The organism is Mesorhizobium waitakense (genome assembly GCF_056431085.1).
Genome location: NZ_JBWKME010000016.1, coordinates 324,093 through 348,872, shown reverse-complemented (window position 1 = coordinate 348,872; position 24,780 = coordinate 324,093). Strand labels below are relative to the sequence as shown.

At 63.6% G+C, this 24,780-nt stretch carries 18 protein-coding genes; 4 read left to right on the top strand and 14 right to left on the bottom strand.

The annotated features are described in order from the left end of the window. Positions 1–12 precede the first annotated feature (12 nt). The 4 genes from AC07FD_RS04215 to AC07FD_RS04200 all read right to left on the bottom strand — a co-directional run bounded on the left by AC07FD_RS04215 (position 13) and on the right by AC07FD_RS04200 (position 3,793). Positions 13–300 carry a type II toxin-antitoxin system RelE/ParE family toxin gene (locus tag AC07FD_RS04215; protein ID WP_478348772.1) on the bottom strand — a complete coding sequence of 96 codons (288 nt, stop codon included), beginning with the start codon at positions 298–300 and terminating at the stop codon, positions 13–15. Further along, positions 293–553 carry a type II toxin-antitoxin system ParD family antitoxin gene (locus tag AC07FD_RS04210; RefSeq protein ID WP_477300744.1) on the bottom strand — a complete coding sequence of 87 codons (261 nt, stop codon included), beginning with the start codon at positions 551–553 and terminating at the stop codon, positions 293–295. Before AC07FD_RS04210 ends, AC07FD_RS04215 begins: the two co-directional genes overlap by 8 nt. Before the next feature lie 127 nt (positions 554–680). Continuing rightward, positions 681–2,735, bottom strand: a complete 2,055-nt coding sequence (locus tag AC07FD_RS04205; protein ID WP_478348771.1) for a bifunctional aldolase/short-chain dehydrogenase — start codon at positions 2,733–2,735, stop codon at positions 681–683. Between the two features lie 92 nt (positions 2,736–2,827). Continuing rightward, positions 2,828–3,793, bottom strand: coding sequence for a sugar-binding transcriptional regulator (locus AC07FD_RS04200; protein ID WP_478348770.1), 966 nt, complete (start codon positions 3,791–3,793; stop codon positions 2,828–2,830). A 191-nt stretch (positions 3,794–3,984) separates the two neighbouring features. Between AC07FD_RS04200 and AC07FD_RS04195 the strand changes: the two genes are divergently transcribed. From AC07FD_RS04195 to AC07FD_RS04180, 4 genes are all read left to right on the top strand, one after another. Beyond that, complete coding sequence (locus tag AC07FD_RS04195) at positions 3,985–5,625, top strand: acyl-CoA synthetase (protein WP_478348769.1); 1,641 nt, start codon at positions 3,985–3,987, stop codon at positions 5,623–5,625. A gap of 187 nt (positions 5,626–5,812) precedes the next feature. Then, positions 5,813–6,421: a TetR/AcrR family transcriptional regulator gene (locus AC07FD_RS04190; RefSeq protein WP_095088192.1), complete on the top strand. Its 609-nt coding sequence runs from the start codon at positions 5,813–5,815 to the stop codon at positions 6,419–6,421. A 52-nt stretch (positions 6,422–6,473) separates the two neighbouring features. After that, the gene (locus AC07FD_RS04185; RefSeq protein WP_478348768.1) at positions 6,474–7,622 is read left to right on the top strand and encodes an efflux RND transporter periplasmic adaptor subunit; all 1,149 of its coding nucleotides are present in this window, start codon (positions 6,474–6,476) and stop codon (positions 7,620–7,622) included. 204 nt (positions 7,623–7,826) lie between these two features. Then, a complete protein-coding gene (locus tag AC07FD_RS04180) occupies positions 7,827–10,973 on the top strand; it encodes an efflux RND transporter permease subunit (RefSeq protein WP_478348767.1) in 3,147 nt (1,048 codons plus the stop codon). Positions 10,974–11,039: 66 nt separating this feature from the next. Here AC07FD_RS04180 and AC07FD_RS04175 read toward each other — a convergent pair whose 3' ends face one another. From AC07FD_RS04175 to AC07FD_RS04130, 10 genes are all read right to left on the bottom strand, one after another. After that, positions 11,040–12,749: an APC family permease gene (locus AC07FD_RS04175; RefSeq protein ID WP_478348766.1), complete on the bottom strand. Its 1,710-nt coding sequence runs from the start codon at positions 12,747–12,749 to the stop codon at positions 11,040–11,042. 399 nt (positions 12,750–13,148) lie between these two features. Further along, positions 13,149–13,493, bottom strand: coding sequence for a hypothetical protein (locus AC07FD_RS04170; RefSeq protein ID WP_478348765.1), 345 nt, complete (start codon positions 13,491–13,493; stop codon positions 13,149–13,151). A 163-nt stretch (positions 13,494–13,656) separates the two neighbouring features. Continuing rightward, the gene (locus AC07FD_RS04165) at positions 13,657–16,026 is read right to left on the bottom strand and encodes a DUF1989 domain-containing protein (RefSeq protein ID WP_478348764.1); all 2,370 of its coding nucleotides are present in this window, start codon (positions 16,024–16,026) and stop codon (positions 13,657–13,659) included. Between the two features lie 129 nt (positions 16,027–16,155). Continuing rightward, the gene (locus tag AC07FD_RS04160) at positions 16,156–16,785 is read right to left on the bottom strand and encodes a sarcosine oxidase subunit gamma (RefSeq protein ID WP_478348763.1); all 630 of its coding nucleotides are present in this window, start codon (positions 16,783–16,785) and stop codon (positions 16,156–16,158) included. Further along, entirely contained in the window at positions 16,778–19,759 is a 2,982-nt protein-coding gene (locus AC07FD_RS04155; protein WP_478348762.1) for a sarcosine oxidase subunit alpha, read from the bottom strand. The genes AC07FD_RS04160 and AC07FD_RS04155 overlap by 8 nt, the downstream gene beginning before the upstream one ends. Continuing rightward, complete coding sequence (locus tag AC07FD_RS04150; protein WP_478348761.1) at positions 19,759–20,034, bottom strand: sarcosine oxidase subunit delta; 276 nt, start codon at positions 20,032–20,034, stop codon at positions 19,759–19,761. Before AC07FD_RS04150 ends, AC07FD_RS04155 begins: the two co-directional genes overlap by 1 nt. A 16-nt stretch (positions 20,035–20,050) precedes the next feature. Then, a complete protein-coding gene (locus AC07FD_RS04145; protein WP_477300724.1) occupies positions 20,051–21,304 on the bottom strand; it encodes a sarcosine oxidase subunit beta family protein in 1,254 nt (417 codons plus the stop codon). 35 nt (positions 21,305–21,339) lie between these two features. Beyond that, on the bottom strand, positions 21,340–22,647 hold the full coding sequence (glnT, locus tag AC07FD_RS04140; protein WP_478348760.1) for a type III glutamate--ammonia ligase: 1,308 nt from the start codon (positions 22,645–22,647) through the stop codon (positions 21,340–21,342). A gap of 63 nt (positions 22,648–22,710) precedes the next feature. Further along, on the bottom strand, positions 22,711–24,039 hold the full coding sequence (locus AC07FD_RS04135) for an FMN-binding glutamate synthase family protein (protein WP_027023053.1): 1,329 nt from the start codon (positions 24,037–24,039) through the stop codon (positions 22,711–22,713). Positions 24,040–24,045: 6 nt separating this feature from the next. Continuing rightward, positions 24,046–24,777 (bottom strand): GltB/FmdC/FwdC-like GXGXG domain-containing protein, encoded by a 732-nt coding sequence (locus AC07FD_RS04130; protein ID WP_095088211.1) that lies wholly within the window; start codon positions 24,775–24,777, stop codon positions 24,046–24,048. Positions 24,778–24,780: the final 3 nt, after the last annotated feature.

The following is a 24,780-nucleotide window of genomic DNA, read 5'->3' as shown; positions in this document are numbered from 1 at the left end:
CGCTCCTTCCCGTTACATCCAGTGTTCCGGGTCGCGCATCCCGTGGACAATCGCCACGACCAGGACACCTTCCGACTGCGGTTCGTAGATGACGATGTAGCGGCCTTCGACGAGTACACGGGCCGTCATGCTCAACTCCGGCGGCCCCGCGCCCATCTTGGGGTGCTGGGCCGCCAGTTCCAGCTTGTCAAAAATGCGCAAAAGTAGCTTGTCCGCTGCCTTTTCGTTGTCGATTGTGATTGTATGCCAGATGTCTCGCAAATCCTGCGAGGCGCGAGGCGTAAACCGGTATCTAGCCACGGGCGCGGCGTTCTGCCTTCAGGCCGCGTATGAACTCCGCGGGTTCGACTTCCACCGGCTTGCCGCTGGCCATGCCGTCAGCATAGGCCCGCTTCAAGTGATCGAGCTCCAGGGTTCGCAATTCCTCACGCTGCTCCCACAAACGCAAAGCGTCGCGGACAATCTCGCTGTTGGAGGCATATCCGCCACCTTCTATGGCGCTTTGCAGGCGAGCGGCCTGCTGTGGCGTTAGCGATATGGTAAGGGTGCGCATGGGTTCGTTTTTCATCCCCACCCTATACCATTCCCCACAAGATCTAACAATCTTTGTTAGGATTCTGGCATATGAGCCTTACAATCCCATGTCGCAAGGCAGGGGATTGTAAGGGCGAGGCTTTCGCCTACCGCATCGCCGCCGCGATGTTGCCGCCGTCGACGGTCGTCACATCGGCGGTGGTCCGGTCAGCCAGCGCGTGATGCAGGAAGGCCTGCGCCACGTCCTGCGCCGTCACTTCCTGGCCGAGCAGATTGCCGGACATGTAGTCCTTCTCCGACACGCCGCGCGCGCCGGAGCGGCTGGCGATCATGGCGTCGGTCAAAAGTCCGGAGCGGATGCGGTCGGCGTTGACGGCGTTCGAGCGGATGCCGTGGGCGCCATAGTCGAGCGCATATTGCCTGGACAGGAACAGCGTCGCCGCCTTCGGCACGCCATAGGCGCCGAACTTCGGACCCGGGTTGACCGCCTGCTTGGAGGTGTTGAACAGAAGCACGCCGCCGGTGCCCTGTTCGAGCATGATGCGCACGGCATTCTGCGCCACCGACTGGTGAGCAAAGAAATTGAGCTCGAAACTCCTGCGCAAAAGCGCATCGTCGAGTTCGCCGATCCGGCCTTCCCATGCGGCACCGGCATTGGAGACCACGATGTCGACGCCGCCGAACACGGCAACCGCCTTGTCGAAGGCGGCACGCACTTGGCGCGGGTCGGTGATGTCGGCGGCGACGCCGATCGAGTTGTTGCCGGCCTTCTTCGCCGCATCGGCTGCCTTTTTGGCATCGAGATCAACGACGACGGCATGGGCGCCATTGTCGGCGAACAGCTTGGCCGTCGCCGCACCGATCGCGCCGGCGCCGCCGGTGATCAGCACCACCTGGCCGGTCAGCGGCTTCGGCTTGTTGGAAGCGAGCTTGGCCTGTTCCAGCGACCAGTATTCGAGCGGGAACAGGTCGGCCTTGGAGAGCGGATGAAACCGGCCGACCGCCTCGGCGCCGCGCACCGCCTCGATCCACATTTCGCCGACATCCGAAGCGATCTTCGCGTCCTTCAGCGTGCGTCCGTGGCCGAACATGCCGAGGCCCGGCACCAGCGTCAGGCGCGGCATCTGGTCGAGCATGGTGCGCTTGACGTCGTCGAGCGCATCATTGGTTTCGAAATAGGCGCGGTAGTCCCTGGCGAAGGCCTCGACGTGGTCCTTGATCATGGCCTTGTAGTCGCCGACCTTGTCGGCGTCGGGCGCCGGCAGCGCCATCGGTCCGGTCTTGATGCGGATCGACAGATCGGGCGTCGACACGCCGCGCCCGGCATAGTCGGCGATCTCAGCCGAATTGATGAAATCGACGATCGCCTCCGAGGTGCGGAAGTCGCTGATCATGCGGTCGAAACGGCCTTCGCCGCGTGCCACCGCCACAGCCCCGCGCAGCGTCGGCGCGATAGCCGCCGGTGTCGCGAGCTTCGCCGGCAACGCTGCCTTTGCCGCTGTCGGCTTGGCGTTCTTGGCGACGTACTCCTCGGCGACGTTCACATAGTGGATCATCCGGTCGTAGGCCTGCCTGGCGTCGTCGCCGAAGGTGAAGATGCCATGCTTGTCGAGGATCAGGCCCTCGACCGTCGGATCGGCGTCAAAGATGTCGGCCGCCGCCTTGGCGAGGTCGAAGCCCGGCATGATGTAGGGCACATAACCCATCTTCGCGCCGAACACCGTCTCAACCAGCCGTTTGCTGTCCTCCTGGTCGACGATGGCCAGGATGGCGGTCGAATGCGTGTGGTCGACGAATTTGTGCGGCAGGAAGGCATGCAGCAGCGTCTCCACCGAAGGGTTGGGCGAGGACGGGTCGATGAGGTTGGCGCGTTGCAGGGCAACCATGTCCTCGTCGGCCAATCTGTTCAGTGCGCGGGCCTTGAGCAGCGGCTTGAGCTTGACCGCCGGCAGGCCCTGCGGCTCGATGACACCCATGTCCCAGCCGCTGCCCTTGACGCACAGCACGTCCCACTGGTCGCCGACGAGATCGGTGGCCGTCGTCTTGCACGACGTGTTGCCGCCGCCATGCAGGACCAGCCGTGGTTCACCGCCCAGCAGCCGCGTCGTGTAGACGCGCAGCGCCAGGTCGCGGCCGACACCCTTTTTTGCATAGTCGGCAACGAGTTTCTCGGCTGCGTCGTCGTTCCACAGGTTCTTCATGTTCGCTTCGTCCGGTTGTTGTCTTTGATGGTGAAACAGGAATGCCGCGACGCTTTGATGACAATGCGCCAGCGGCGGAAATATGTGTTTTCCTAGGAGGCCTTTTCTGTCGTCGCGCCAGCATGATCCAGCAGCCGCTGCGCCATGCGTGCGCCGACCACCAGATGCGTGCAAAGTCCGCCGGCGATCGCCGCAAGCAGCGGTTCGAACTTGCTGTCCTCCTGCACGACCATCAGGCGCCTGGCAATGGCGCGCAGCGAGGCAAGCTCGGCCGAGATCACCCGGCGGTTGTAGCTGCAGTCGAGCACCTTGCCGTCGGCGTCGATGATCTGCCCGGCAATGACGCCGGCAGCACCTCGGCTGCGCAGCTCCGCCATTTCGCCTGATGTCAGCGCACCGCATTTGACCAGATGGCTGTCGGCGTCGACAGCACCGACCGAGTACAGCGCCAGATCGCATTCACCGACGCCCGACAATTGCTCGCGGATCACTGGTTCGGCGCGCAACGCGCGCGCCAGCTCTTCCGTCGACAGCACCAGCGGGGCGTAGAAGTTGAGCCCCTTCGCGTTGAGCCGCCGCGCGATTTCCATCGTGCATTGGTCTGGCCGGTAGGAATAGGGCGCGCCGAGATTGCCGCAGAGCTGCACCACGGTGACATCCTGCAGGTCGGCATAGGACATGATATCGGCGATCATGTAGACGGTGCGGCCCCAGGCGACGCCGATGCGGTCGCCCTTCTTGACCAGTTCGAGAAAGACGCTTGCCGCCAGCACGGCGATTTCCGTCGACGGATCGGCGATATGGTCGTTCTCCGGCGCAATCCAGACGGCGTCGAGGCCTAGCGCATCCTCGAGCTTGCGCGCGAGCACATCGTCGGTGAAAAGCTGGGTCGAGGTCGAGATGTTGACGATGCCGGTCTCGCGCGCCTTGCGCAGATACATGGCGACCGAGGCACGGGAAATGTTAAGCTGGCTCGCCACCTGGTCCTGTCGCAGGCCATGGGCGTAGTAGAGCCAGGCGGCCTTGTGGATGAGCTGTTCTGCCGGTCGGATCGCCATGCCGTCTCCTCGGCTGACATTATTCACGGCCTTCGACAAAAGTCAAACCAGGCCAAGGTATACGATGCCTTTTCATCAGCTGAATCTAGATCATCATTGTGCCAAATGCGCTCTATCGCGGCATCGTTGGTGGTGACGCGGCCCGAGCCTGTGATTAGAACATCTCAAAGAAGAAACTCGGGGAGGACGGGATGGGCAATCCTTACGAACAGGATCTCGACAAGAACGCGGCCAACCACCAGCCGCTGACGCCGCTCACCTATCTGGAGCGCGCGGCTAAGACCTATCCCGACCATGTCGCCATCATCCATGGCCGCCAGCGCATCGACTATCGCACCTTCTGGCGCCGGTCGTTGAAGCTTGGCTCGGCCCTCCAGAAGCGCGGCATCGGCAAGGGCGACACCGTCACCGTCATGCTGTCCAACACGCCGCCGATGCTGGAAGCGCATTTCGGCGTGCCGATGACCAAGGCGGTGCTGCACTCGCTCAACACCCGCCTCGATGCCGCGGTCATCGCCTTCCAGCTCGACCATGCCGAGACCAGGATACTGATCGTCGATCGCGAGTTCTCCGGCGTCGTCAAGCAGGCCCTGGAACTGGCCAAGGTCAAGCCGCTGGTCATCGACTATGACGATCCCGACTACGCTGCCGACGCGCCGTATCCGAAGGGCGAGCGCATAGGCACATCAGACTATGAGGATTTCATCGCGAGCGGCGACGAGGACTTCGCCTGGTCGATGCCCGACGATGAGTGGGACGCCATTTCGCTCAACTACACCTCCGGCACCACTGGCAATCCGAAGGGCGTCGTCTACCACCATCGGGGTGCTGCCCTCATGGCCTACACCAACACCATCCATGCCGGCATGGCCAAGCACGCGGTCTACCTTTGGACGCTGCCGATGTTCCACTGCAATGGCTGGTGCTTTCCATGGACGCTCGCCGTCCAGGCCGGCACCCATGTCTGCCTGCGCTGGGTGCGGCCGAAGCCGATCTACGATGCGATTGCCGACCACGGCGTCACCCATCTGTGCGGCGCGCCGGTCGTCATGTCGGTGCTGATCAATGCGAAGGACGAGGACAAGCGCGAATTCGCGCAGACGGTCACCTTCAATACCGCGGCTGCCCCGCCACCGGAGGCCGTGTTGTCCGGCATGGCCGATGCCGGCTTTGCCGTCACCCATCTCTACGGATTGACCGAAACCTATGGCCCGGCGGTCGTCAACGAATGGCACGGCGCCTGGGACAATCTCGAAAAGGGCGAGCGCAGTGTCAAAAAGGCGCGGCAGGGTGTGCGGTATGCAGCGCTCGAAGGCCTGACCGTCATGGATCCCCAGACGATGCGGACGACGCCGGCGGATGGCGAGACCATCGGCGAGGTGATGTTCCGCGGCAACATCGTCATGAAGGGCTATCTCAAGAACCGCAAGGCGAGCGACGAAGCCTTTGCCGGCGGCTGGTTCCACTCCGGCGATCTCGGCGTCATGCATGCCGACGGCTATATCCAGCTCAAGGACCGTTCCAAGGACATCATCATCTCGGGCGGCGAGAACATCTCCTCGATCGAGGTCGAGGATGCGCTCTACAAGCACCCCTCTGTTGCCTCTTGCGGCGTCGTCGCCAGGGCTGATGACAAATGGGGCGAGGTGCCGGTCGCCTATGTCGAGTTGAAGCCCGGCAAGGCGGCGACCGAGGCCGAGATCATCGAGCACTGCCGCGCACTGCTTGCCCGCTTCAAGGTGCCGAAGGCAGTGATCTTCGCCGAAATCCCCAAGACCTCGACCGGCAAGATCCAGAAGTTCCGCCTGCGGGAAATGGCTAAGGTCGCCTGACGTCTCGGGCAGCCCTCTCGCGAAATTATTTTCAATGGTCCGAATCCTCGGGCCGCCTGATGACGTCTGTTGGATGTCACCAGCTGTCACCAATCGTACGCGTACACCGATTTCGCGTTGACAGGTCAGTCATTTCGATTTACGACTGACGAAAATTGAAATTCGTCAGTCGTAAACAAAGAGAGCCATGTCCGAAGCCGCCAACATAGTCGCCGCCGACGTCGCCCGACAGGAGAATGTGACGCGCATTCTCGACTGCGCCGAGCGCCTGTTCCGGCACTACGGTTACGGCAAGACCAATGTCGCCGACATCGCACGTGAACTCGGCATGTCGCCGGCCAATATCTACCGCTTCTTCGCCACCAAGGTCGAAATCCACCAGGCCGTCTGCGGCAGGATGCTCGGTGCCAGCTACAAGATGGCCTACGAGATTTGCCACCTGCCGATCAGCGCGGAAGAGCGGCTTCGGCGCTACGTGCATGCCCAGTACAAGATGACGATGGAAGTCATGCTCGACGAGCAGAAGGTCCATGAAATGGTCATCGTCGCGCTCGAACGGGATTGGGGCGTCATCGACAAGCACGTCGACAGCATCCACGATCTGTTCGCGGAAGTCATCCGCGATGGCATCGAGGCCGGTGAGTTCAGGGAACAGGATCCGGTGATCGCGTCGCGCTGCTTCGGCGCCGCCACCGTCATCCTGTGCCATCCGCAGATGGTCGCGCAGTGTCTTGCCAAGACCAATCGGGCGATGCCCGACGACCTCATCGACTATGCAATCAAGGCCTTGAAATAGCGCCGCACGCAGGTGCCGGTGTCGACCATTCATCTCCAGTCGGAGTAGCAAGATGTTTTTGTCCCGTTCCATCCTTCGCAAGCTGCCGGTCGCCGGCCTGATCGTCGCGGCGCTCGGGCTTGCCGGCTGCTCGCAGGAGAAAGCCGAAGTCAAGGACATCATCCGCCCGGTCAAGGTCGTCGAGATCGCCCAGGCGCATGACACCCGCACGCTCTCCTATTCCGGGTCGGTGCGGGCCCGAACCGAAAGCGCCCTGGCGTTCCGGGTCAACGGCAAGATCACGGAGCGCCTTGTCGACATCGGTCAGCATGTGGCTTCAGGCGATGTGCTCGCCCGCATCGATCCCATCGACTACGACCTTTCGGTCAAAAGCGCTCAGGCAGCGCTTGATGCCGCCGAGCGGCAGGTCGAGACGGTCGAGCTTGCCCGCAAGCGCGCAGAGCAGCTTTTTGCCAAGAATTTTGCACCGAAATCGCAGCTCGAACAGGCGACGCTGAGCTATGACCAGGCGGTCGCCACCCGCGATTCCGCTCGCTCGTCGCTCGACCAGGCCAAGAACCAAGCCGGCTACACCGACCTCAAGGCCGACAGGGACGGCATCGTCACCGCCGTCAGCGCCGATGTCGGCCAGGTGGTTGGCTCCGGCACGCCGGTTGTCACCGTCGCGGTCGATGGCGAAAAGGAAGTGCTGATCGCGGTTCCGGAAATGGAAATCGCCGAGTTCAAGCCGGGCAAGACCGTAAAGGCGGGCTTCTGGTCCGACGACACACTCGCGCTCGAGGGCAAGGTCCGCGAAGTCGCCGGCAGCGCCGATCCGCAGTCGCGCACCTTTGCCGTTCGCGTCAGCCTGCCCAACGATCCGCGCGTGCTGCTCGGCATGACCGCCAGCATCGAAGCATCGGCGGCCAATGAGCGGCAGCTCGTTTCGATCCCGCTGAGCGCGCTGGCCAAGCAAGACAGCCAGTCGATCGTCTGGACCGTCGATCGCGGCGCCGACACCGTCCACGCCCGCCCGGTCAAGGTCGCCAAGTTCGCCGCCGATGGCGTACGGGTCGCCGAAGGATTGCAGCCCGGCGATGTCGTGGTCGCTGCCGGCACGCAGTTCATGACCGAGAACCTGAAAGTGAAACTTGCCGGCGACACTGTGCTGCAATCTGCTTCTGCGGCCGGCGATGATAGCGACACCAGACAGGTGCGCTGACGACAGACACCGGCTGCGCGTTCCCGCAGCCGCTGGTTTCCGGGCGGCAAACGCTCGAACCGAGGCGCTCGATTGATGTGGCCCCCCGCGCATCAATTTTCGCGTCCCCAACCGCGATGAGTGTTCTCCGCTCGGAGAGCCTTGCCGCCCGGAAGCCACCACCGAACCGCGATCTTGTTGCGCTAGATAGATGGACCTGCATCGATGACCAATTCCACGGACGAGAAGCGGCCCTTCAACCTGTCGCGCTGGGCAATCGGCCATCCCTCCATCGCCCGGTTCCTGTTCGGCCTGATCATCATTGCAGGCGCGCTCGGCCTGATGCGCATGGGCCAGAAGGAAGATCCCGATTTCACCTTCCGGGTGATGGTCGTCCAGGCGATCTGGCCCGGCTCCTCGATCCAGGAGATGGAAGACCAGGTCGTCAACAAGATCGAACGCAAGCTGCAGGAAACGCCTCATCTCGATTTCGTGCGCTCGTTTACCCGCGCCGGCAGCGCCATCATCACGGTACAGATCAAGGGCGACACCAACGCCGCCGAGGTGGCGGACGCCTTCTATCAGGTGCGCAAGAAGGTCGGCGATATTGCTGGCGACCTGCCGCAAGGCCTGCTTGGTCCGTATTTCAACGATGAGTTCGGCGACACCTTCATCACGCTGCATTCGATCAGCGGCGATGGCTTCAGCTATCCCGAGCTGAAGAAGTTCGCCATCCAGGCGCGCGACATGCTTTTGACCACGCCCGGCGTCGAGAAGGCCGTCATCATCGGCGACCAGCCGGAAAAGCTCTATATCGACATCTCCTCCAAGGCGCTCGCCGAACGCGGTCTGACGCTGACCGATCTGCAGAACGCGATCAAGGGACAGAACAATGTCGACCCGGCCGGCTCCGTCGACACCGGCACCAACTCGGTGCGCATTTCGGTCGAGGGCGACGTCAGCAAGGTCGAGGATATCCGCAACCTGCGCTTGCGCGCCGGCGGCCAGGTCACCCGGCTCGGCGACATCGCCACGGTGACGTCGGGGCTGGAAGATCCTTTCCAGCGCAAATACCGCTTCAACGGTCATGACAGCGTGCAGCTTGGCGTCGTCATGGCCAAGGGCTTCAAGGTCACCGATGTCGGCAAGGAGGTCGAGGCGACCTACAAGCGCTTTGAAGAGGCGCTGCCCTATGGCGTTTCGGTCGACCAGATCTCCGACCAGCCGGGCGTCGTCACCGATGCGGTCGCCGAATTCATGCACGCGCTCGGCGAAGCGCTGCTGATCGTGCTCGTCGTCTCGTTCCTGTCGATCGGCTGGCGTTCCGGCCTTGTCATCGCCATCGCGATCCCACTGGTGCTGGCCGCCACTTTCGCCATCATGTACGAACTCGGCATCGACCTGCAGCGCATCTCGCTCGGCGCGCTGATCATCGCGCTCGGCCTGCTCGTCGACGACGCGATGATCGTCGTCGAGATGATGGAGCGCAAGCTGGAGGAGGGGCTGGTCAAGATCGAGGCGGCGAGCTTCGCCTATTCCTCGACCGCCTTCCCGATGCTGACCGGCACGCTCATCACCACCGCCGGCTTCATCCCGGTCGGCTTCGCCGCCTCGACGGCCGGCGAATATGTGCGCACGCTGTTTTATGTCGTCGGCATCGCGTTGATCGTCTCGTGGTTCGTCGCGGTCTATTTCACGCCGTGGCTCGGCTACATGATCCTCAAGCAGCGCAAGCATGCCGGTAGCCATCACGACGTCTTCGACACGCGCTTTTATCGCCGGCTGCGCTCGACCGTCGGCTGGGCCGTGCGCCACCGCATCATCGTGCTTGTCATGACCCTGGTGACCTTCGGCACCAGCCTGTGGGCGTTCCAGTTCATCCCGCAGAATTTCTTCCCGCAATCGTCGCGACCGGAGATCCTCGTCGATCTCTGGCTGCCGGAGGGCACCAGCATCAAGGAAGTCGAGGTGCAGGCCAAGGCGCTTGAAGCCAAGATGATGGACGACAAGGACAAGCGTTTCATCGCCACCTATATCGGCGAAGGCGCGCCGCGCTTCTTCCTGCCGCTCGACCAGCAGCTGAGCAATCCGAACTTCGCCCAGCTTCTGGTGATGGCCAATGACGAGCCGGCCCGCGAACGGCTGATCGTCAAGCTGCGCACCGTCCTGGCCGAGGACTTCCCGTCCATCCGCGCCAAAGTCGACCGCCTGTTCCTCGGCCCGCCGACCGGCTGGCCGGTGCAGATGCGTGTCATGGGCCCGGACCGCCAGGAGGTGCGCCGCATCGCCGACCAGGTGAAGGCCAAGTTCCGCGAAGATCCGCTGCTTGGCGCCGTCCATGACGATTGGCTCGAACCGGTGCCGGCGATGAAGCTGGTCATAGACCAGGATCGCGCCCGTGCGCTTGGCGTGACCTCGCAGCGCATCCGCCAGATGCTGCAGGCGACCATGTCCGGCGCGCCGCTCGACGACTTCCGCGACGGCGAGGAGACTGTGTCCATCGTCGCCCGCGAGCCGGATACCAGCCGCAGCCTGCTGTCTTCGGTCGACTCCGTCTATATCCCGACCGATTTCGGCGGCTTCGTGCCGCTGTCGCAGGTCGCAAAGGTGGTGCCGGTGCTGGAGCAAGGCATCGAATGGCGGCGTAACCGCTTGCCGACCATCAGCGTGCGGGCAACGCTGCCCGACGGCGTGCAGTCCAACGACGTCGTCACCAAGTTGTACAAGGACATGCAGGGTCTGCGCGATGGGCTGGCACCTGGCTACAAGATCGAGATCCAGGGCGGTGCCGAGGATTCGGCCGAAAGCCAGGCTTCGATCGCCGCCAAGGCGCCGATCATGCTGGCCATCATCGTCGTGCTCTTGATGATCCAGCTGCAGAATTTCGGCAAGGCGATGCTGGTGCTGGCGACCGGCCCGCTCGGCATCATCGGTGCTGCAGCGGCCCTTCTGATCAGCGGTGCGCCGTTCGGCTTCGTCGCCATCCTCGGCGTCATCGCGCTGCTCGGCATCATCATGCGCAACTCGATCATCCTGGTCGACCAGATCGACCAGGACATAGCGGCGGGCATGGAGCGATCCGAAGCGATCATCGGCTCGGCCGTGCGCCGTTTCCGGCCGATCACGCTGACCGCCTTGACGGCGGTGCTGGCGCTGATCCCGATCTCGCGCGCCGTCTTCTGGGGGCCGCTCGCCTACGCCATGATGGGCGGCATTCTCGTTGCCACCGTGCTGACCATCCTGGTGCTGCCGGCGGGCTACGCCCTGTTCTTCGGCCGCGAGCCCAAGAAGCACCAGGCCGCGGAGCAGACGGACGATCTGGAACTGATCCCGGAAGCCGAGAAGCCACAACTGGCGCTGGCCGCCGAATAGATCGACTACGCCAGTTGAAAAGGATCGGGCGCGCCGAAGCGCGCCCGATCCTTTTCATTTCCGAGGTCAGATGACGAAATACCAGTTGGCGAGCAGCATCACCACCACGCCGGCGATCAGCGTCAGGTAGGGCAGCATGCCCGCCTTCTTGACCGCCAGATCGGACGAACTCATGCCGAGGTCGGCCAGCATATGGTCCGGGAACTTGCCGCCGTCCTGGATGTAGTGGCGGTAGCAGAACACCGGGATGATCAAGGCCGCGGTGATCAATCCGGCCCACAGCGCCATCGGATTCCACACCTTGGCGCCGGCGCCCATGAAGATCGCGTTGACATAGGCGAAGATGGCGCCGACGCCGAGCAGCCAGCTCGGCGCCTTCCATGGCCGCGCGATATGGCCGTTGTCGATGCGGTGGATCCAGCCGGCGTTGAGGTTGAGGAAGTTGAAGATGATGTAGCCGCAGTTCGACACGGCGAGGATGAAGAAGAAGCTCGTCGCGTCGGCCGAAGCGATGGCCAGCACGATCAGGTTGAAGCAAAGGTCGGTCCACATGGCCCGTGTCGGTGCGCCATGCTCGTTGACGTGGCTGAGATAGCGCGGCAACCAGCCGTCGACCGAGCCCTGGTAGAGCGTGCGCGAAGAACCCGCCATCGCCGTCATGATGCACAGCACAAGAGCCAGGATCATCAGCATCACCAGCAGGCTGTGGATCAGCGCGCCGCCACCGACCATGCCGGCCAGGGCGTCGGCGACACCGGAGCCGTCGACGATCGGCGTGGCCAGCATGCCGTTCAAGCCGAGCACGCCCTGGAAGGTGAATGGCACCAGGATGAACAGCAGCATGCAGAGCAGGCCGGAATAGAAGATGGCCTTGAATGTGTCGGTGCCCGGGTTCTTGAATTCGGATGTGTAGCAGACGGCGGTCTCGAAACCGTAGGTCGACCATGCGGCGATGAACATGCCGCCGAGCACGAGCGTCCAGCCGGCAATGTTCCACGCGCCGGGCTCAGGCGCGTAGGCGGCGGCCAGCGGCACCAGCGGCGAAAAATTCGCCCAGTTGATCTGGCCGGTGAAAATCGGCACGACGCCGACGATCAACATCGGGATGATGACCAGCAGGCCGATATATTTCTGCACATTGGCGGTGCCCAGAATGCCGCGATGCTGGATCGAGAAGATGATCAGCATCAGCACCGCGCCGATGAAGAAGGTGGCATTGAAGGTGAAGGAGACCGGGCCGAGCGTGTGGCTGTACAACGTCCAGTTGCGGATCGCCGGCGTCGCGGCAGCGGTCACCGCCGTGATCGCATCGGCGGCGCTCGTGCCGGCATGGGCTGCGATATAGGCGACGACATCGGGCGAGGTTTCGGTGAACAGCGGCACCGGCGCCAGCGCGTTGAGGATATAGGCGGCGGCGATCGAGCAGCCGAGCGACAGCACCGGCGACCAGGCGAACCAGTTGCACCACACCGACAGCGGCGCGATGAACTTGGAGTAGCGCAGCCAGGCAGTGGCGCCATAGATCGAGGCGCCGCCCGACTTGTTCGGGAACAGGCCGGCGATCTCGGCATAGGTGAAGGATTGCAGGAAGCCCATGATCATGGAGGCGATCCAGATCGCGAAGGCCAGCGTGCCGGTCGTACCGGCGATGCCGCCGATCGAGAACAGGACGAGGGCAGGGACGCCGCTGGCCACCCAGAAGGCGCCGCGCCAGTCGATATTCCGGTGCAGCTTGCTCTCGGCAAGCGGCTCCAGCGTAGTGCTTATCGTGCTCATGTGTGTGGGTTCCCCTTTTTGATGTTCCCCGTCCGTGACGGCCGCGACTTCGCGAGGCTTCGTCATCGACGCATGCGTTGGGCGGCTGCCGGTGTTTCCACTCAGTCGCATTTTTTTCTTAGCAGTGAAGATTGATCCGGCGCGCTTTCACGTCAAGCGTTTTGTGAAACCATACACATCACGCTTGCGAAACATGTCAGCTTCGCACTGCTGCGGGGGGAATTGTTCGAAAGGACCAGAGGCCTGAAATGAAAAAACCCGCCTGAAGCGGGTCACGGCGCAAATCAGCACCATCCCCAAACCAATAGCACAACTGCCGGCACTTGTCGATCGGGTAGTGTCTCGCAAAGGTCTTCCATCGACCAGAGCGTCTTAGACACGCCGACGGCCGGTAATGTCTCAGTTTGAATTTTCCCCTAGCTTTCTCAAGAACCAACTGGCTGCGATCACTGTCCCGAATCCCAATGCGGCGACGACGGCAGCGAAAGACGTCACGCCAATCGTCATGTAGGCGAATGCTCCAATCGCAAAGCCGAGTGTTGTAACCCAATTGGGCAACGATTGGCCTAGGTGATTTTCAAGGATGATTTCACTGCCGAATAAAACGCCATATTGAAAGACAAACAGCCAGAATAGAACTGCAAAGAACCAAAATTTTCTCGCAAAATAGAGTCGTTCAAGGCCATACGGGATGGCGACTGCTACAAAGGACAAGATCAGAAAAACATCTAACTGAATTAGCATGACGAAACAAAATGTCCAATGCCGCCCTATTCTCCAAGACGCCTTTTGTAAGGGCCGCGCACCATTGGCTTCTCGGCTTCCTTCAACTGACCCACAACCCCCAACCACGGCGATCGCTCAGACTGCCCGGCGCAGCTTTCAATGTCTTGTGGGTGAAGCGCGGTCAGGAGCGGGGTCTGGTCTTCTGGCGATCGTAATGGGCAAAGGCGACGACGCGCGCCGGCAGCCGCTTGGCATGGCCGTCGAGCTTGCCGATCTCGACCTCGGTACCAACAGCCGCGTGGGTGACGTCGAGCCGCGCCAGCGCGATGGTCTTGTTCAGCACCGGCGAGCGCATGCCTGACGTGACCACGCCGATCTGGGCGCGGCCGACATGCACGCAATCGCCATGGCCGACATCGACATTGGCGTCGATGTCGAGGCCGACCAGTTTTGTCTGCGGGTTGTCCTTGCGCCGGATCAGCGCCTCGCGGCCGATGAAGTCATCGGTCTTGGTCTTCAATGGCACGGTGAAGCCGATGCCGGCCTCGAAGGGGTCGGTCTGGTCCGAAAATTCGTAACCGGCGAAGATCAGCCCGGCCTCGATGCGCACCATGTCGAGCGCCTGCAGCCCCATCGGCTTCAGCCCGTGCGGCTGGCCGGCCTCCCAGATGGCGTCGAAGACTTTTTCGGCGTCGCGTGGGTGGCACCAGATCTCGTAGCCAAGCTCGCCGGTGTAGCCGGTGCGCGAGACGACGACCGGGATGCCGTTGCCGCCACCGATGCGGGCGACGGCGAAACGGAACCATTCGAGCTCCTCGATCGACGGCTGCAGCGGCGAGGTCCAGATGACCTCCCTCAGGATGTCGCGGCTCTTCGGGCCCTGCACTGCGATATTGTGCATCTGGTCGGTCGACGAGCGGACCAGCACGTTGAGGCCGAGCTTTTTCGCCGTTTCGCGCAGCCATTCGCCGGACAGATCGTCGCCGCCGACCCAGCGGAAATTGTCCTTGCCGAGCCGCAGCAGCGTGCCGTCGTCGATCATGCCGCCATGCTCGTAGCACATGGCGGAATAGACGACCTGGCCGACGCCAAGCTTCTTGACGTCGCGGGTCAGCGTGTATTGCAGCAGCGCCTCCGAGTCCGGCCCGGTGACCTCGAACTTGCGCAGCGGCGACAGGTCCATGATCACGGCATCCTGCCGGCAGGCCCAGTATTCGTCGATGGGGCCTTGCTTGGCGAAGGAATTGGCCAGCCAGTAGCCCCTGTACTCGACGAAGTTGCGGGTGTGCTTGGCAAAGCTCGAATGAAAGGAGGTCTCGCGGGTCATTTTCGGTTCCGAATCAGGCGTCATGCGTCTGGCGATCGCTCGCGAAAATTTGTGCTGGCCGGAATAGGTGCGCACATGGATGTCGGTCAGGTTCCAGCCATTGGCCGGCGTCGTGTCGTCGGGGCAGGCTGAGGAAACGCAGACGATGTCGGTCAGCGCCTTGAGCAGCACATAGTCGCCCGGCCGCGACCACGGCTCGTCCGACACCATGACGCCATGCGCGTCGATCGCCGTATTGAAGAAGAAGTTGATCGCCATCCAGCCGGCACGTGGCGTGACACCTTTGTCCGACAGCGCGCGATTGAAATTCTCGGAGCAGTTGGTGTGACCGGGATAGCCGATGTCGTCGTAATATTTGGCCGCACAGGCGAGCGCGAAGGCATCGTGCCGGCCGCACGTGTCCTGCACCACCTCGACCAGCGGCTCCATGTCCTGGTCGTAGTATTTCGAATGCAGGCCAGGCATCGGATAGCTCGCGCCCATCAAGGTGCGGGTCGTCGTCACGTCGAGCGGATGGTCGCGACCCTTATCCAGCTTGCGTGCCGAAAAGCACTGGAAGTCGGTGCATTGGCGCCCCTCGACATCGATGATCTGCAGATAGTTGCCGGCCTTGACGAAGTAGGATTCCGCCGTCGCCGAGTGGACGCGCAGGTCAAGCACCGGATCGGCGAGCGGGTCAGCCAATTGCGAGTTCGCCGCAGGACGGATCGTGGCGCGCCGGACGATGACGCTGAGCGGCGTCGCCGTGTCGTGGCCATCGACCAGCATCGGCCCGCCGGGCGCGGCGATGACCATCGCGCCGTCGCGTGCAACGGTGAAAGCCTGTTCCGTACCGGCCGGCGTAGCGCCGCCGAAAACACGCACTGCCTTGGCCTGATCAATCTGAACCTGCCGGCGCGCAAGCCCGCGCCGAAGTGCTGCGAGACTGTCGTCGCCCTCGGCCAAAAGCGCCTTGATGCCGGCGGCATTGTTGTTCCATGTTTCGCCAAAAATGCCGGGATCGGTCACGCCGGCCTTGTCCCACGCCAGCAGCTCGCAGGCCTGGCCGCCTTCGACATTGCGAACCGTCAGGGTATCGCCGGCTTCGACTTCGATGAGAACGGCGCCGTTGCCCTGGATGGTATAGCGCTCCATGCCCGACGGCAGCGCGATCTGGCCGGGCCTCAGGATGAGGCTTGGCCGGGGCGGTCCGGCGGCGACGGCAGGGTAGGGCGACTGGCTCATCTCAGCCTTGCGTTTCGAGACATCGGTTCGAGAAACAAGTTTGCCTGTGTGTAAAATTATTTTAGCAGGAAGAATAGGCGGCAAGGCCGGATTTGGCAAGCGAAGGTGGCCCTTCTTGTCTGTTCCGCGCTACGCCAACTCCTCCGAATGCGCGATCGTCACGCCGTACTCAGCCGCCGCGTCGAGCATCGTGTGCCACAGGCTTTCGGCGAAGGTCGCAAAAACCAGCAGATTGAACACGCCCTGCCCGTCCGGCCCGTCACCGCCGCGCCAGAGCGTGACGCTGGTGTGATCGATCGAAGTTGCGGCGGCGGCGCCAATCGGGAATGCCGACGGGTGCAGATCGATCGACGACAGCTTGGCCAGCATGGTGCGGGCCCTGGCCCCGGAAATGCTGACCAGGGCGCGCGCATGCGACTGGTCGGACAGGGAGGCAGGGCCGGACAATGCCGGCGCCAGCGTGTCCATCGTGTGCTTGCCGCCCTTAGACAGGACGAAGAACTGATCCGGCCCGGACCAGATCAGCGTGGCGTCCTGGCTTTGCACCGCCTTCGGCGTATTCTGAGCCGCCACGCCGAAACGGCCGTTGGCAGCCCGCGCCAGTTCGGCCGCTTTGCCGCGCCGCGCCATCACCTGGATCAGGTCGAAATTGCGGACTTCCGTCAGCGAGACGCCGGCTTCGACGCCGCGTGCGCCATGCGCACCGGTGACAAGTGCATGCTCGAGCGGACTGCGGGGAGACCAGGAAAACTCAGCCACGCTGGCGCCCTCCATCCGGATCGTAGAAGACGGGATTGCACAGTTCGACGTCATAGTCCTCACCGCGCAGCGGATCGTGCGCATGGACGATCTCGCCGATGCGTTCGCGGCCGCGCTCGACCAGTCCGAGCCCGATCCACTGGTCTGATGTCGGCGAGAAGCAGACCGAGGTGACATAGCCCTGGTCGTTGCCCGGGCCAGGTGTCTGCCCCTTCGGAATGATATGCGCGCCGGAGCGCAGCCTGCGCGCCTTGTCCACCGGCTTGATGCCGACCACGACCTGACGGTTCGGTGCAACCAGCGCCTCGCGCCCGGCCATGACGCGGCCAATGAAATCCTTTTTGGTCGACATCATCTTGCCGAGACCAAGATCCGCCGCCGTCGTCGTGCCGCTCAGTTCCGGTCCGGCGATGTGACCCTTTTCGACGCGCATGACGCCGAGCGCCTCGGTGCCGTAGGGCGTGACGCCGAATGGCGCGCCGGCCAGCATCAGATTGCGTGCCATGGCATCGCCGAAGCGTGCCGGCACCGAAATCTCGAACGCCATCTCGCCGGAGAACGAGATGCGGAACAGCCGCGCCCTGATGCCGCCGCGCAAGCGGACTTCGCGCGCGCCCATGAACGGAAAGCCTTCGTTGGACAGGTCATCTGCCGGATCGACAATCTCCTTGAGCAGGTCGCGGGTCTTCGGCCCGGCGATAGAGAACTGGGCCCACTGGTCCGAGACCGAAGTCAGTTGCACGTCGAGTTCGGGAAACAGCACCTGCCGGCAGAATTCGAGATGCTGCATCACCAGCCCGGCCTTGGCCGTCGTGGTGGTCAGGAAATAATGATCCTCGGCAAGCCGCGACGTGGTGCCGTCGTCATAGACCATGCCGTCCTCGCGCAGCATCAATCCGTAGCGGGCCTTGCCGACGGCGAGATTGGAGAAGGTGTTGATATAGACGCGGTCGAGGAAAGCGCCGGCATCCGGGCCGTGCACGTCGATCTTGCCGAGCGTCGAGACATCGCAGAAACCGACGCCGCCGCGCACCGCCTTGACCTCGCGGGTCACCGATTCAAGCCAGTCCTTCTCGCCGGCGCGCGGATACCACTGCGCGCGCTTCCACAGTCCGGTGTCGACGAAAACAGCGCCCTGTTCGGCGGCCCAATGATGCGACGGCGTCAGCCGCGTCGCATGGAACGTCTCGTCGCGGTGATGGCCGGCAAAGGCGCCGATGGCGACGGGCACGTAAGGAGGACGGTAGATCGTCGTGCCGGTATCGGGAATGGACCGGCCGCTGACCGCGGCCATGATGGCGAGGCCGGCGACATTGGAGGTCTTGCCCTGGTCGGTCGCCATGCCGAGCGTCGTGTAGCGCTTCAGATGCTCGACCGATTCAAAGCCCTCGCGTTGCGCCAGTTCGATGTCGGAGGCGGTGACGTCGTGCTGGTAGTCAACAAAGGCCTTGCCCTTGCCGGCAACGTGCCAGAGCGGCGTAAGCGAGAACGCCTCGTCGTCGGCGACAGGGGCCGTGCCTGCCTTGCCGCTGTGCCCGGTGTCATGCGCGGCTGCGTTACCCGCGGCAAAGCCCTGAGCCAGGCAGGCGCCGAGCCCGAAGGCGCCGTTGGCGGCGCCCACGGCCACCATTCCGGGAGGCGCGCCATCCGGCACGAAGGCGGCGATGTTATCCAGCCATTTCGGCCGGCCGCGATGATAGGAGGTCAGCCCGACAGCCGGGTTCCAGCCGCCGGAAACGGCAAGCCCGTCGGCTTCGACCTCGGCGCGCGCGCCACCGGTGAGTGACGCAGCGATCTTTTTGACGCCATCCTTGCCGCCATCGACCCCACTGACGGAACCGTGCAGCACGGGGAAGCCACCCTTGGACGCCAGCGAACGATGGGCGGGCGATACGTCAGGCCGCGCGTCGATGACCGCCGCGATCTGCAACCCGGCACCGAGTGCGGTCTCGACCGTGCGCCAGCCATCCTCATTGTTGGTGAACAGCGCGATGCGTTTTGCCGGCGTCGCCGCATAGCGCGCGACATAGGTCCGCATGGCGGACGCCATCATCACGCCGGGGGTGTCGTTGCCGGCAAAGACGATCGGCCGTTCGATGGCGCCGGCCGCGACCACGCAGCGCCTGGCCACGATCCGCCACAGCCGCTGCCGCACCTGATGCTCCGGCGGCGAGGGCAGGTGGTCGTTGACCCGCTCGATGGTGCCATAGGTGCCGCCGTCATAGACCCCGAACAGCGTCGTGCGGGTCATGATGCGGACGTCTGGCAGGGTAGCGAGCTCAGCCAGCGTCCGCGAAAGCCATTCGGCTGCCGGCAGGCCATCGATCGTGCCGCCATCCGACAAAAGACGCCCGCCCGGCGAAAAATCCTCCTCGCACAGGATGACACGGGCCCCCGAGCGTCCGGCTGCCAAGGCCGCGGCCAGTCCGGCCGGGCCCGAGCCGGCGATCAGCACATCGCAATGGGCCCACGCTTTGTCGTAACGGTCGGGATCGGCAACGCCCGCAGCACGACCAAGTCCGGCGGCACGGCGGATCGCCGGTTCGTAGATTGCTTCCCAGAATTTCGCCGGCCACATGAAGGTCTTGTAGTAGAAGCCGGCGACGAAGATCGGCGCGAACAGCTGGTTGACCGACATCACATCGTGGCGCAGCGATGGCCAGCGGTTCTGGCTGGCGGCCTCTAGCCCTTCATAGAGCTCGGCCGTGGTCGCCTTGGTGTTCGGTTCGCGCCGCGCGCCAGTGCGCAATTCGACCAGCGCGTTGGGCTCTTCCGAGCCAGCGGTGAGGATGCCGCGCGGGCGGTGGTATTTGAACGAGCGGCCGACAAGCTTGACGCCATTGGCGATCAGCGCCGAGGCGAGCGTGTCGCCTTGGAAGCCTGAGAAAGTCTTGCCGTCGAAACGAAAATTCAGCGGCGCAGAGCGGTCGATAAGGCCGCCCTTGTCCAGCCGGTTTGTCTGCGCGCCGGCCATCACGCACCAACCTTCGCAGCACCGGCACCCGCGGCCGGCTCAACCGAAGAAATCTCGTGCGTCAGCGTGTTGCGCGTGACCTTCAGCCAGGCTCGGCAGCCGCCGCCATGGTACCAGTATTCGCTAGTCTGGCCGGCGACATTGTCGCGCAGATAGACATAGTCGAAGACCTCGTCTTCCGAAGCGCCGGCCGCCGGCCGCACCGGCTTGGCGTCGCCCAGATAGGTGAACTCGCCGAGTTCGCGTTCGCCGCAGAAGGGACAGACAATGCGCATGGTTTCCTGTCCGTCCTCAGTGCAGGTTCGGTTGGGCGCCCTGGCCCTTTTCGTCGATCATCGCGCCAGTCCGGAAGCGGTCGAGGCGGAACCGCGCGGCTTCTTCGTGCGGCGTGTCGCGGGCTAGCAGATGGGCAAAGACAAAGCCCGATCCCGGCGTCGCCTTGAAGCCGCCATAACACCAGCCAGCGTTGAGATAGAGTCCGTCGACCGGCGTCTTGTCGATGATCGGCGATCCGTCCATCGACATGTCCATGATGCCGCCCCACTGGCGCAGCAGGCGCACACGGCCGATCATCGGCATCAGCGCCATGCCGCCCTCGCAGACATCCTCCATCACAGGCATGTTGCCGCGCTGGGCGTAGGAATTGTAGCCGTCGATGTCGCCGCCGAAGACCAGCCCGCCCTTGTCCGACTGGCTGACGTAGAAATGGCCGGCACCGAAGGTCATGACACCGGGGATCAGCGGCTTGATCGCTTCGGAGACGAAGGCCTGCAGCACATGGCTTTCGATCGGCAGGCGCAGGCCCGCCATCGCCGCGACTCGCGACGAACTGCCGGCGACCGCCATGCCGACCTTGCCGGCGCCGATCTTGCCGCGCGAGGTCTCGACGCCGGTCACCTTGCCGTTGGCGTCGCGGGTAAAGCCGGTCACCTCGCAGTTCTGGATGATGTCGACGCCGAGCGCGCTCGCCGCATGGGCATAGCCCCAGACCACGGCATCGTGGCGCGCCGTGCCGCCACGCCGCTGCAAGAGCCCGCCTTGCACGGGAAAGCGCGCATTGTCGAAGTTCAGGAACGGGATCATCTTCTTGACCGCGGCGAGGTCGAGCAGTTCCGCATCGATGCCATTGATGCGCATGGTGTTGCCGCGCCGCGCATAGGCGTCGCGCTGTGCGTCGGAATGGTAGAGGTTGATGACGCCGCGCTGGCTGACCATCGTGTTGTAGTTGAGGTCCTGCTCCATTCGCTCCCACAGCTTCATCGACAATTCGTAGAAGCCGGTGTTGCCGGGCAGGCCGTAATTGGAGCGGATGATGGTGGTGTTGCGGCCGGCATTGCCGGAGCCGATCCAGCCCTTTTCCAGCACGGCGACATTCTTGATTCCGTACTCGCTGGCGAGGAACCAGGCGGTCGCCAGGCCATGGCCGCCACCGCCGATGATCACCACGTCGTAGCGATCCTTCGGCGTGGCGTCGCGCCAGGTGCGCTGCCAGTTCTTGTGGCCGGACAGGGCGGCGCGGGCGAGCGAGAAGATCGAGTATTTCATCAGTTCATTCCGAGGTCGCTCGCATTCGCTGGGAGTTAGATATCCAGCGTGTGGTCGCGCTCCCATTGCGTGAAGTGCGAAGCATAGGAATTCCATTCCTGGTGCTTCAGCTTTAGGTAGGCCGACGAGAATTCCTCACCCAGCGCCGCCTTCAGCGATTTGTCCTTGTCGAACTCGCGCAGCGCGTCGAGCAGGTTGAGCGGCAGCTTCGGCGCGCCCTTCACGGTATGGCCGTGCTGGTACATGTCGATGTCGTAGCGCTTGCCGGGATCGGCCTTCGAGCGGATGCCGTCGAGGCCGGCGGCGATGATGACCGCCTGCAGCAGATAGGGGTTGGCCGCGCCGTCGGGCAGGCGCAGTTCGAAACGGCCGGGGCCGGGCACGCGCACCATGTGGGTGCGGTTGTTGCCGGTCCAGGTCACCGTGTTCGGTGCCCAGGTCGCGCCCGAAATGGTGCGCGGTGCGTTGATGCGCTTGTAGGAATTGACCGTCGGGTTGGTGATCGCGGCAAGCGCGGAAGCATGCTTCATGATGCCGCCGAGGAAATTCTTGCCCTTGGCCGACAGGCCGAGTTCCATCGCATTGTCGGCAAAGACGTTGGTCTTGCCGGCCTTGTCCCACACCGAGATATGAGCGTGGCAGCCATTGCCGGTCAGGCCCTGGAAGGGTTTCGGCATGAAAGTCGCGCGCAGGCCATGCTTTTCCGCGATCGACTTGACCATGAATTTGAAGAAGGAATGCTTGTCGGCGGTCGCCAGCGCATCGTCGAAGGCCCAGTTCATCTCGAACTGGCCGTTGGCATCCTCATGGTCGTTCTGGTAGGCGCCCCAGCCGAGCGCCAGCATATGGTCGCAGATCTCGGCGATGACATCGTAGCGGCGCATCACTGCTTGCTGGTCGTAGCAGGGCTTCGACGCCGTGTCGTATTCGTCGGAAATCGTCTTGCCGTCCGGCGAGATCAGGAAGAACTCGGCCTCGACGCCGGTCTTGACGTGCATGCCGTCGCTCGCCGCCTCGGCGATCAGCCGCTTCAGCGTGTTGCGCGGCGCCTGGTCGACCTCCTTGTCGTCCATGATGCAGTTGGCGGCGACCCACGCGACTTCCGGCTTCCACGGCAACTGGATGACGGAGTCTGGATCCGGTACCGCCAGCATGTCGGGATGTGCCGGTGTCAGATCAAGCCAGGTGGCGAACCCGGCAAAGCCGGCGCCGTCCTTCTGCATGTCGGCGATGGCCTGCGCCGGAACCAGCTTGGCACGCTGGCCACCGAACAGGTCGGTGTAGGAAATCATGAAATATTTGACGTTTTTCGCCCTTGCGAATTCTGCAAGATCAGCTGTCACGGAAGTTCCCCATTTTTTGTCGATTGGTGGCCCCAGAGCGTGTGGGCTTCGGCCCTTCGTTGATTAGAAGCCGTTCTTTCCCGGTATCCAGTTGGTGCCGGCCAGCGGCACGCCGGCCATGGCGGCGGCCTCGATCGTCAGCGCGACGAGGTCCTCGGGTTCGAGATTGTGCAGGCTGTTCTTGCCGCACGCGCGCGCGATAGTCTGAGCTTCCAGTGTCATCACCTTGAGATAGTTCGCCAGCCGGCGCCCGGCGGCGACCGGGTCGACGCGCTTCATCAGTTCCGGGTCCTGGGTGGTGATGCCGGCCGGGTCGCGGCCCTCGTGCCAGTCGTCATAGGCGCCCGCCGTGGTGCCGAGCTCGTTGTACTCGGCCTCCCAGCGTGGATCGTTGTCGCCGAGCGCGACAAGGGCAGCCGTGCCGATCGAGACCGCATCGACGCCCAGCGCCAGCGCCTTGGCGACATCGGCGCCGTTGCGGATGCCGCCGGAGACGATCAGCTGCACCTTGCGGTGCATGCCGAGATCCTGCAGTGCCTGCACCGCCGGCCTGATGCAGGCAAGCGTCGGCTGGCCGACATTTTCGATGAACACTTCCTGCGTGGCCGCCGTGCCGCCCTGCATGCCGTCGACGACGACGACATCGGCGCCGGCTTTCACGGCAAGCGCCGTATCGTAATAGGGGCGGGCGCCGCCGACCTTGACGTAGATCGGCTTTTCCCAGTCAGTGATTTCGCGCAGTTCGAGGATCTTGATCTCGAGATCGTCGGGCCCGGTCCAGTCGGGGTGGCGCGAGGCCGAGCGCTGGTCGATGCCTTTCGGCAGCGTGCGCATTTCGGCGACGCGGTCGGAAATCTTCTGGCCGAGCAGCATGCCGCCGCCGCCGGGCTTGGCGCCCTGGCCGACGACGACTTCGATGGCATCGGCACGGCGCAGGTCGCGCAGGTTCATGCCGTAGCGCGACGGCAGGTATTGGTAGACCAGCGTCTTCGAATGGCCGCGCTCTTCCTCGGTCATGCCGCCATCGCCCGTCGTGGTCGAGGTGCCCGACAGGGTCGCGCCGCGTCCGAGCGCTTCCTTGGCCGGGCCGGATAGCGAGCCGAAGCTCATGCCGGCGACGGTGATCGGGATCTTGAGTTCGATCGGCTTCTTGGCATGGCGCGAGCCGAGCACGACGCTGGTGTCGCAGCGCTCGCGATAGCCTTCCAGCGGATAGCGCGAAATCGAGGCGCCGAGGAACAGCAGGTCGTCGAAATGCGGCAGCTTGCGCTTGGCGCCGGCGCCACGGATATCGTAGATCCCCGTCGCCGCGGCGCGGCGGATCTCGGAAAGCGTGTAGTCGTCGAAGGTCGCGGATTTGCGCGGCGTCGTCGGCGGGTTCCTGTAGGTCATGCTGCCTCAATACGCATCGGCGTTGTCGATATTGAAATTGTAGAGCGTGCGCGCCGAGCCGTAGCGTTTGAAGTCCGACGGCTTGACGCCGGTTACGCCGGCGCGGTCGAGCAGGCCTTGCAGCAACTCCAGGTGTTCGGCCCGCATCTCCTTGGCGATGCAGTCGGCACCGAGGCTGTCGACCTTGCCGCGCACGAACAGTCGCGCCTCGTAGATGGAATCGCCCAGCGCATCGCCCGCATCGCCCAGCACCACCAGATTGCCGGACTGCGCCATGAAGGCCGACATGTGGCCGATATTGCCGTGCACGACGATGTCGATGCCTTTCATCGAAATGCCGCAACGCGACGAGGCATTGCCTTCGATGACCAGCAGGCCACCCTTGCCGGTGGCGCCGGCATACTGGCTGGCATCGCCCTTGACGGTGATCGAACCCGACATCATGTTCTCGCCGACGCCGGGCCCGGCCGAGCCATGCACGGTGATGGCGCTGCCGGAATTCATGCCACCGCAATAATAGCCGACGCTGCCGCGCACATCGATGGTAACAGGCTGGTCGACGCCGACGGCGACCGAATGGTTGCCTTTCGGGTTGAGCACTTCCCACGCCGTCTCGTTCGAGCCGGGCGCCAGATTGTGCAGCGCCTGGTTGAGCTCGCGCAACGACATCTGGTCGAGGTCGAAGACCCGGGAAGCGTGGTCGTGCGCCGCCGTCTTTGAAAGCTTGGTTGCCGGCATGAA

Excerpts from the sequence above, each read along its gene's own strand:
- AC07FD_RS04135 (WP_027023053.1), bottom strand. The coding sequence starts at position 24,039 with ATGACCTACAGGAACCCGCCGACGACGCCGCGCAAATCCGCGACCTTC.
- AC07FD_RS04130 (WP_095088211.1), bottom strand. The coding sequence starts at position 24,777 with ATGCCGGCAACCAAGCTTTCAAAGACGGCGGCGCACGACCACGCTTCC.
- AC07FD_RS04190 (WP_095088192.1), top strand. The coding sequence starts at position 5,813 with ATGTCCGAAGCCGCCAACATAGTCGCCGCCGACGTCGCCCGACAGGAG.
- AC07FD_RS04150 (WP_478348761.1), bottom strand. The coding sequence starts at position 20,034 with ATGCGCATTGTCTGTCCCTTCTGCGGCGAACGCGAACTCGGCGAGTTC.
- AC07FD_RS04165 (WP_478348764.1), bottom strand. The coding sequence starts at position 16,026 with ATGAGCCAGTCGCCCTACCCTGCCGTCGCCGCCGGACCGCCCCGGCCA.
- AC07FD_RS04205 (WP_478348771.1), bottom strand. The coding sequence starts at position 2,735 with ATGAAGAACCTGTGGAACGACGACGCAGCCGAGAAACTCGTTGCCGAC.
- AC07FD_RS04200 (WP_478348770.1), bottom strand. The coding sequence starts at position 3,793 with ATGGCGATCCGACCGGCAGAACAGCTCATCCACAAGGCCGCCTGGCTC.
- AC07FD_RS04185 (WP_478348768.1), top strand. The coding sequence starts at position 6,474 with ATGTTTTTGTCCCGTTCCATCCTTCGCAAGCTGCCGGTCGCCGGCCTG.
- AC07FD_RS04210 (WP_477300744.1), bottom strand. The coding sequence starts at position 553 with ATGCGCACCCTTACCATATCGCTAACGCCACAGCAGGCCGCTCGCCTG.
- AC07FD_RS04170 (WP_478348765.1), bottom strand. The coding sequence starts at position 13,493 with ATGCTAATTCAGTTAGATGTTTTTCTGATCTTGTCCTTTGTAGCAGTC.
- AC07FD_RS04155 (WP_478348762.1), bottom strand. The coding sequence starts at position 19,759 with ATGGCCGGCGCGCAGACAAACCGGCTGGACAAGGGCGGCCTTATCGAC.
- AC07FD_RS04145 (WP_477300724.1), bottom strand. The coding sequence starts at position 21,304 with ATGAAATACTCGATCTTCTCGCTCGCCCGCGCCGCCCTGTCCGGCCAC.
- AC07FD_RS04175 (WP_478348766.1), bottom strand. The coding sequence starts at position 12,749 with ATGAGCACGATAAGCACTACGCTGGAGCCGCTTGCCGAGAGCAAGCTG.
- AC07FD_RS04195 (WP_478348769.1), top strand. The coding sequence starts at position 3,985 with ATGGGCAATCCTTACGAACAGGATCTCGACAAGAACGCGGCCAACCAC.
- AC07FD_RS04180 (WP_478348767.1), top strand. The coding sequence starts at position 7,827 with ATGACCAATTCCACGGACGAGAAGCGGCCCTTCAACCTGTCGCGCTGG.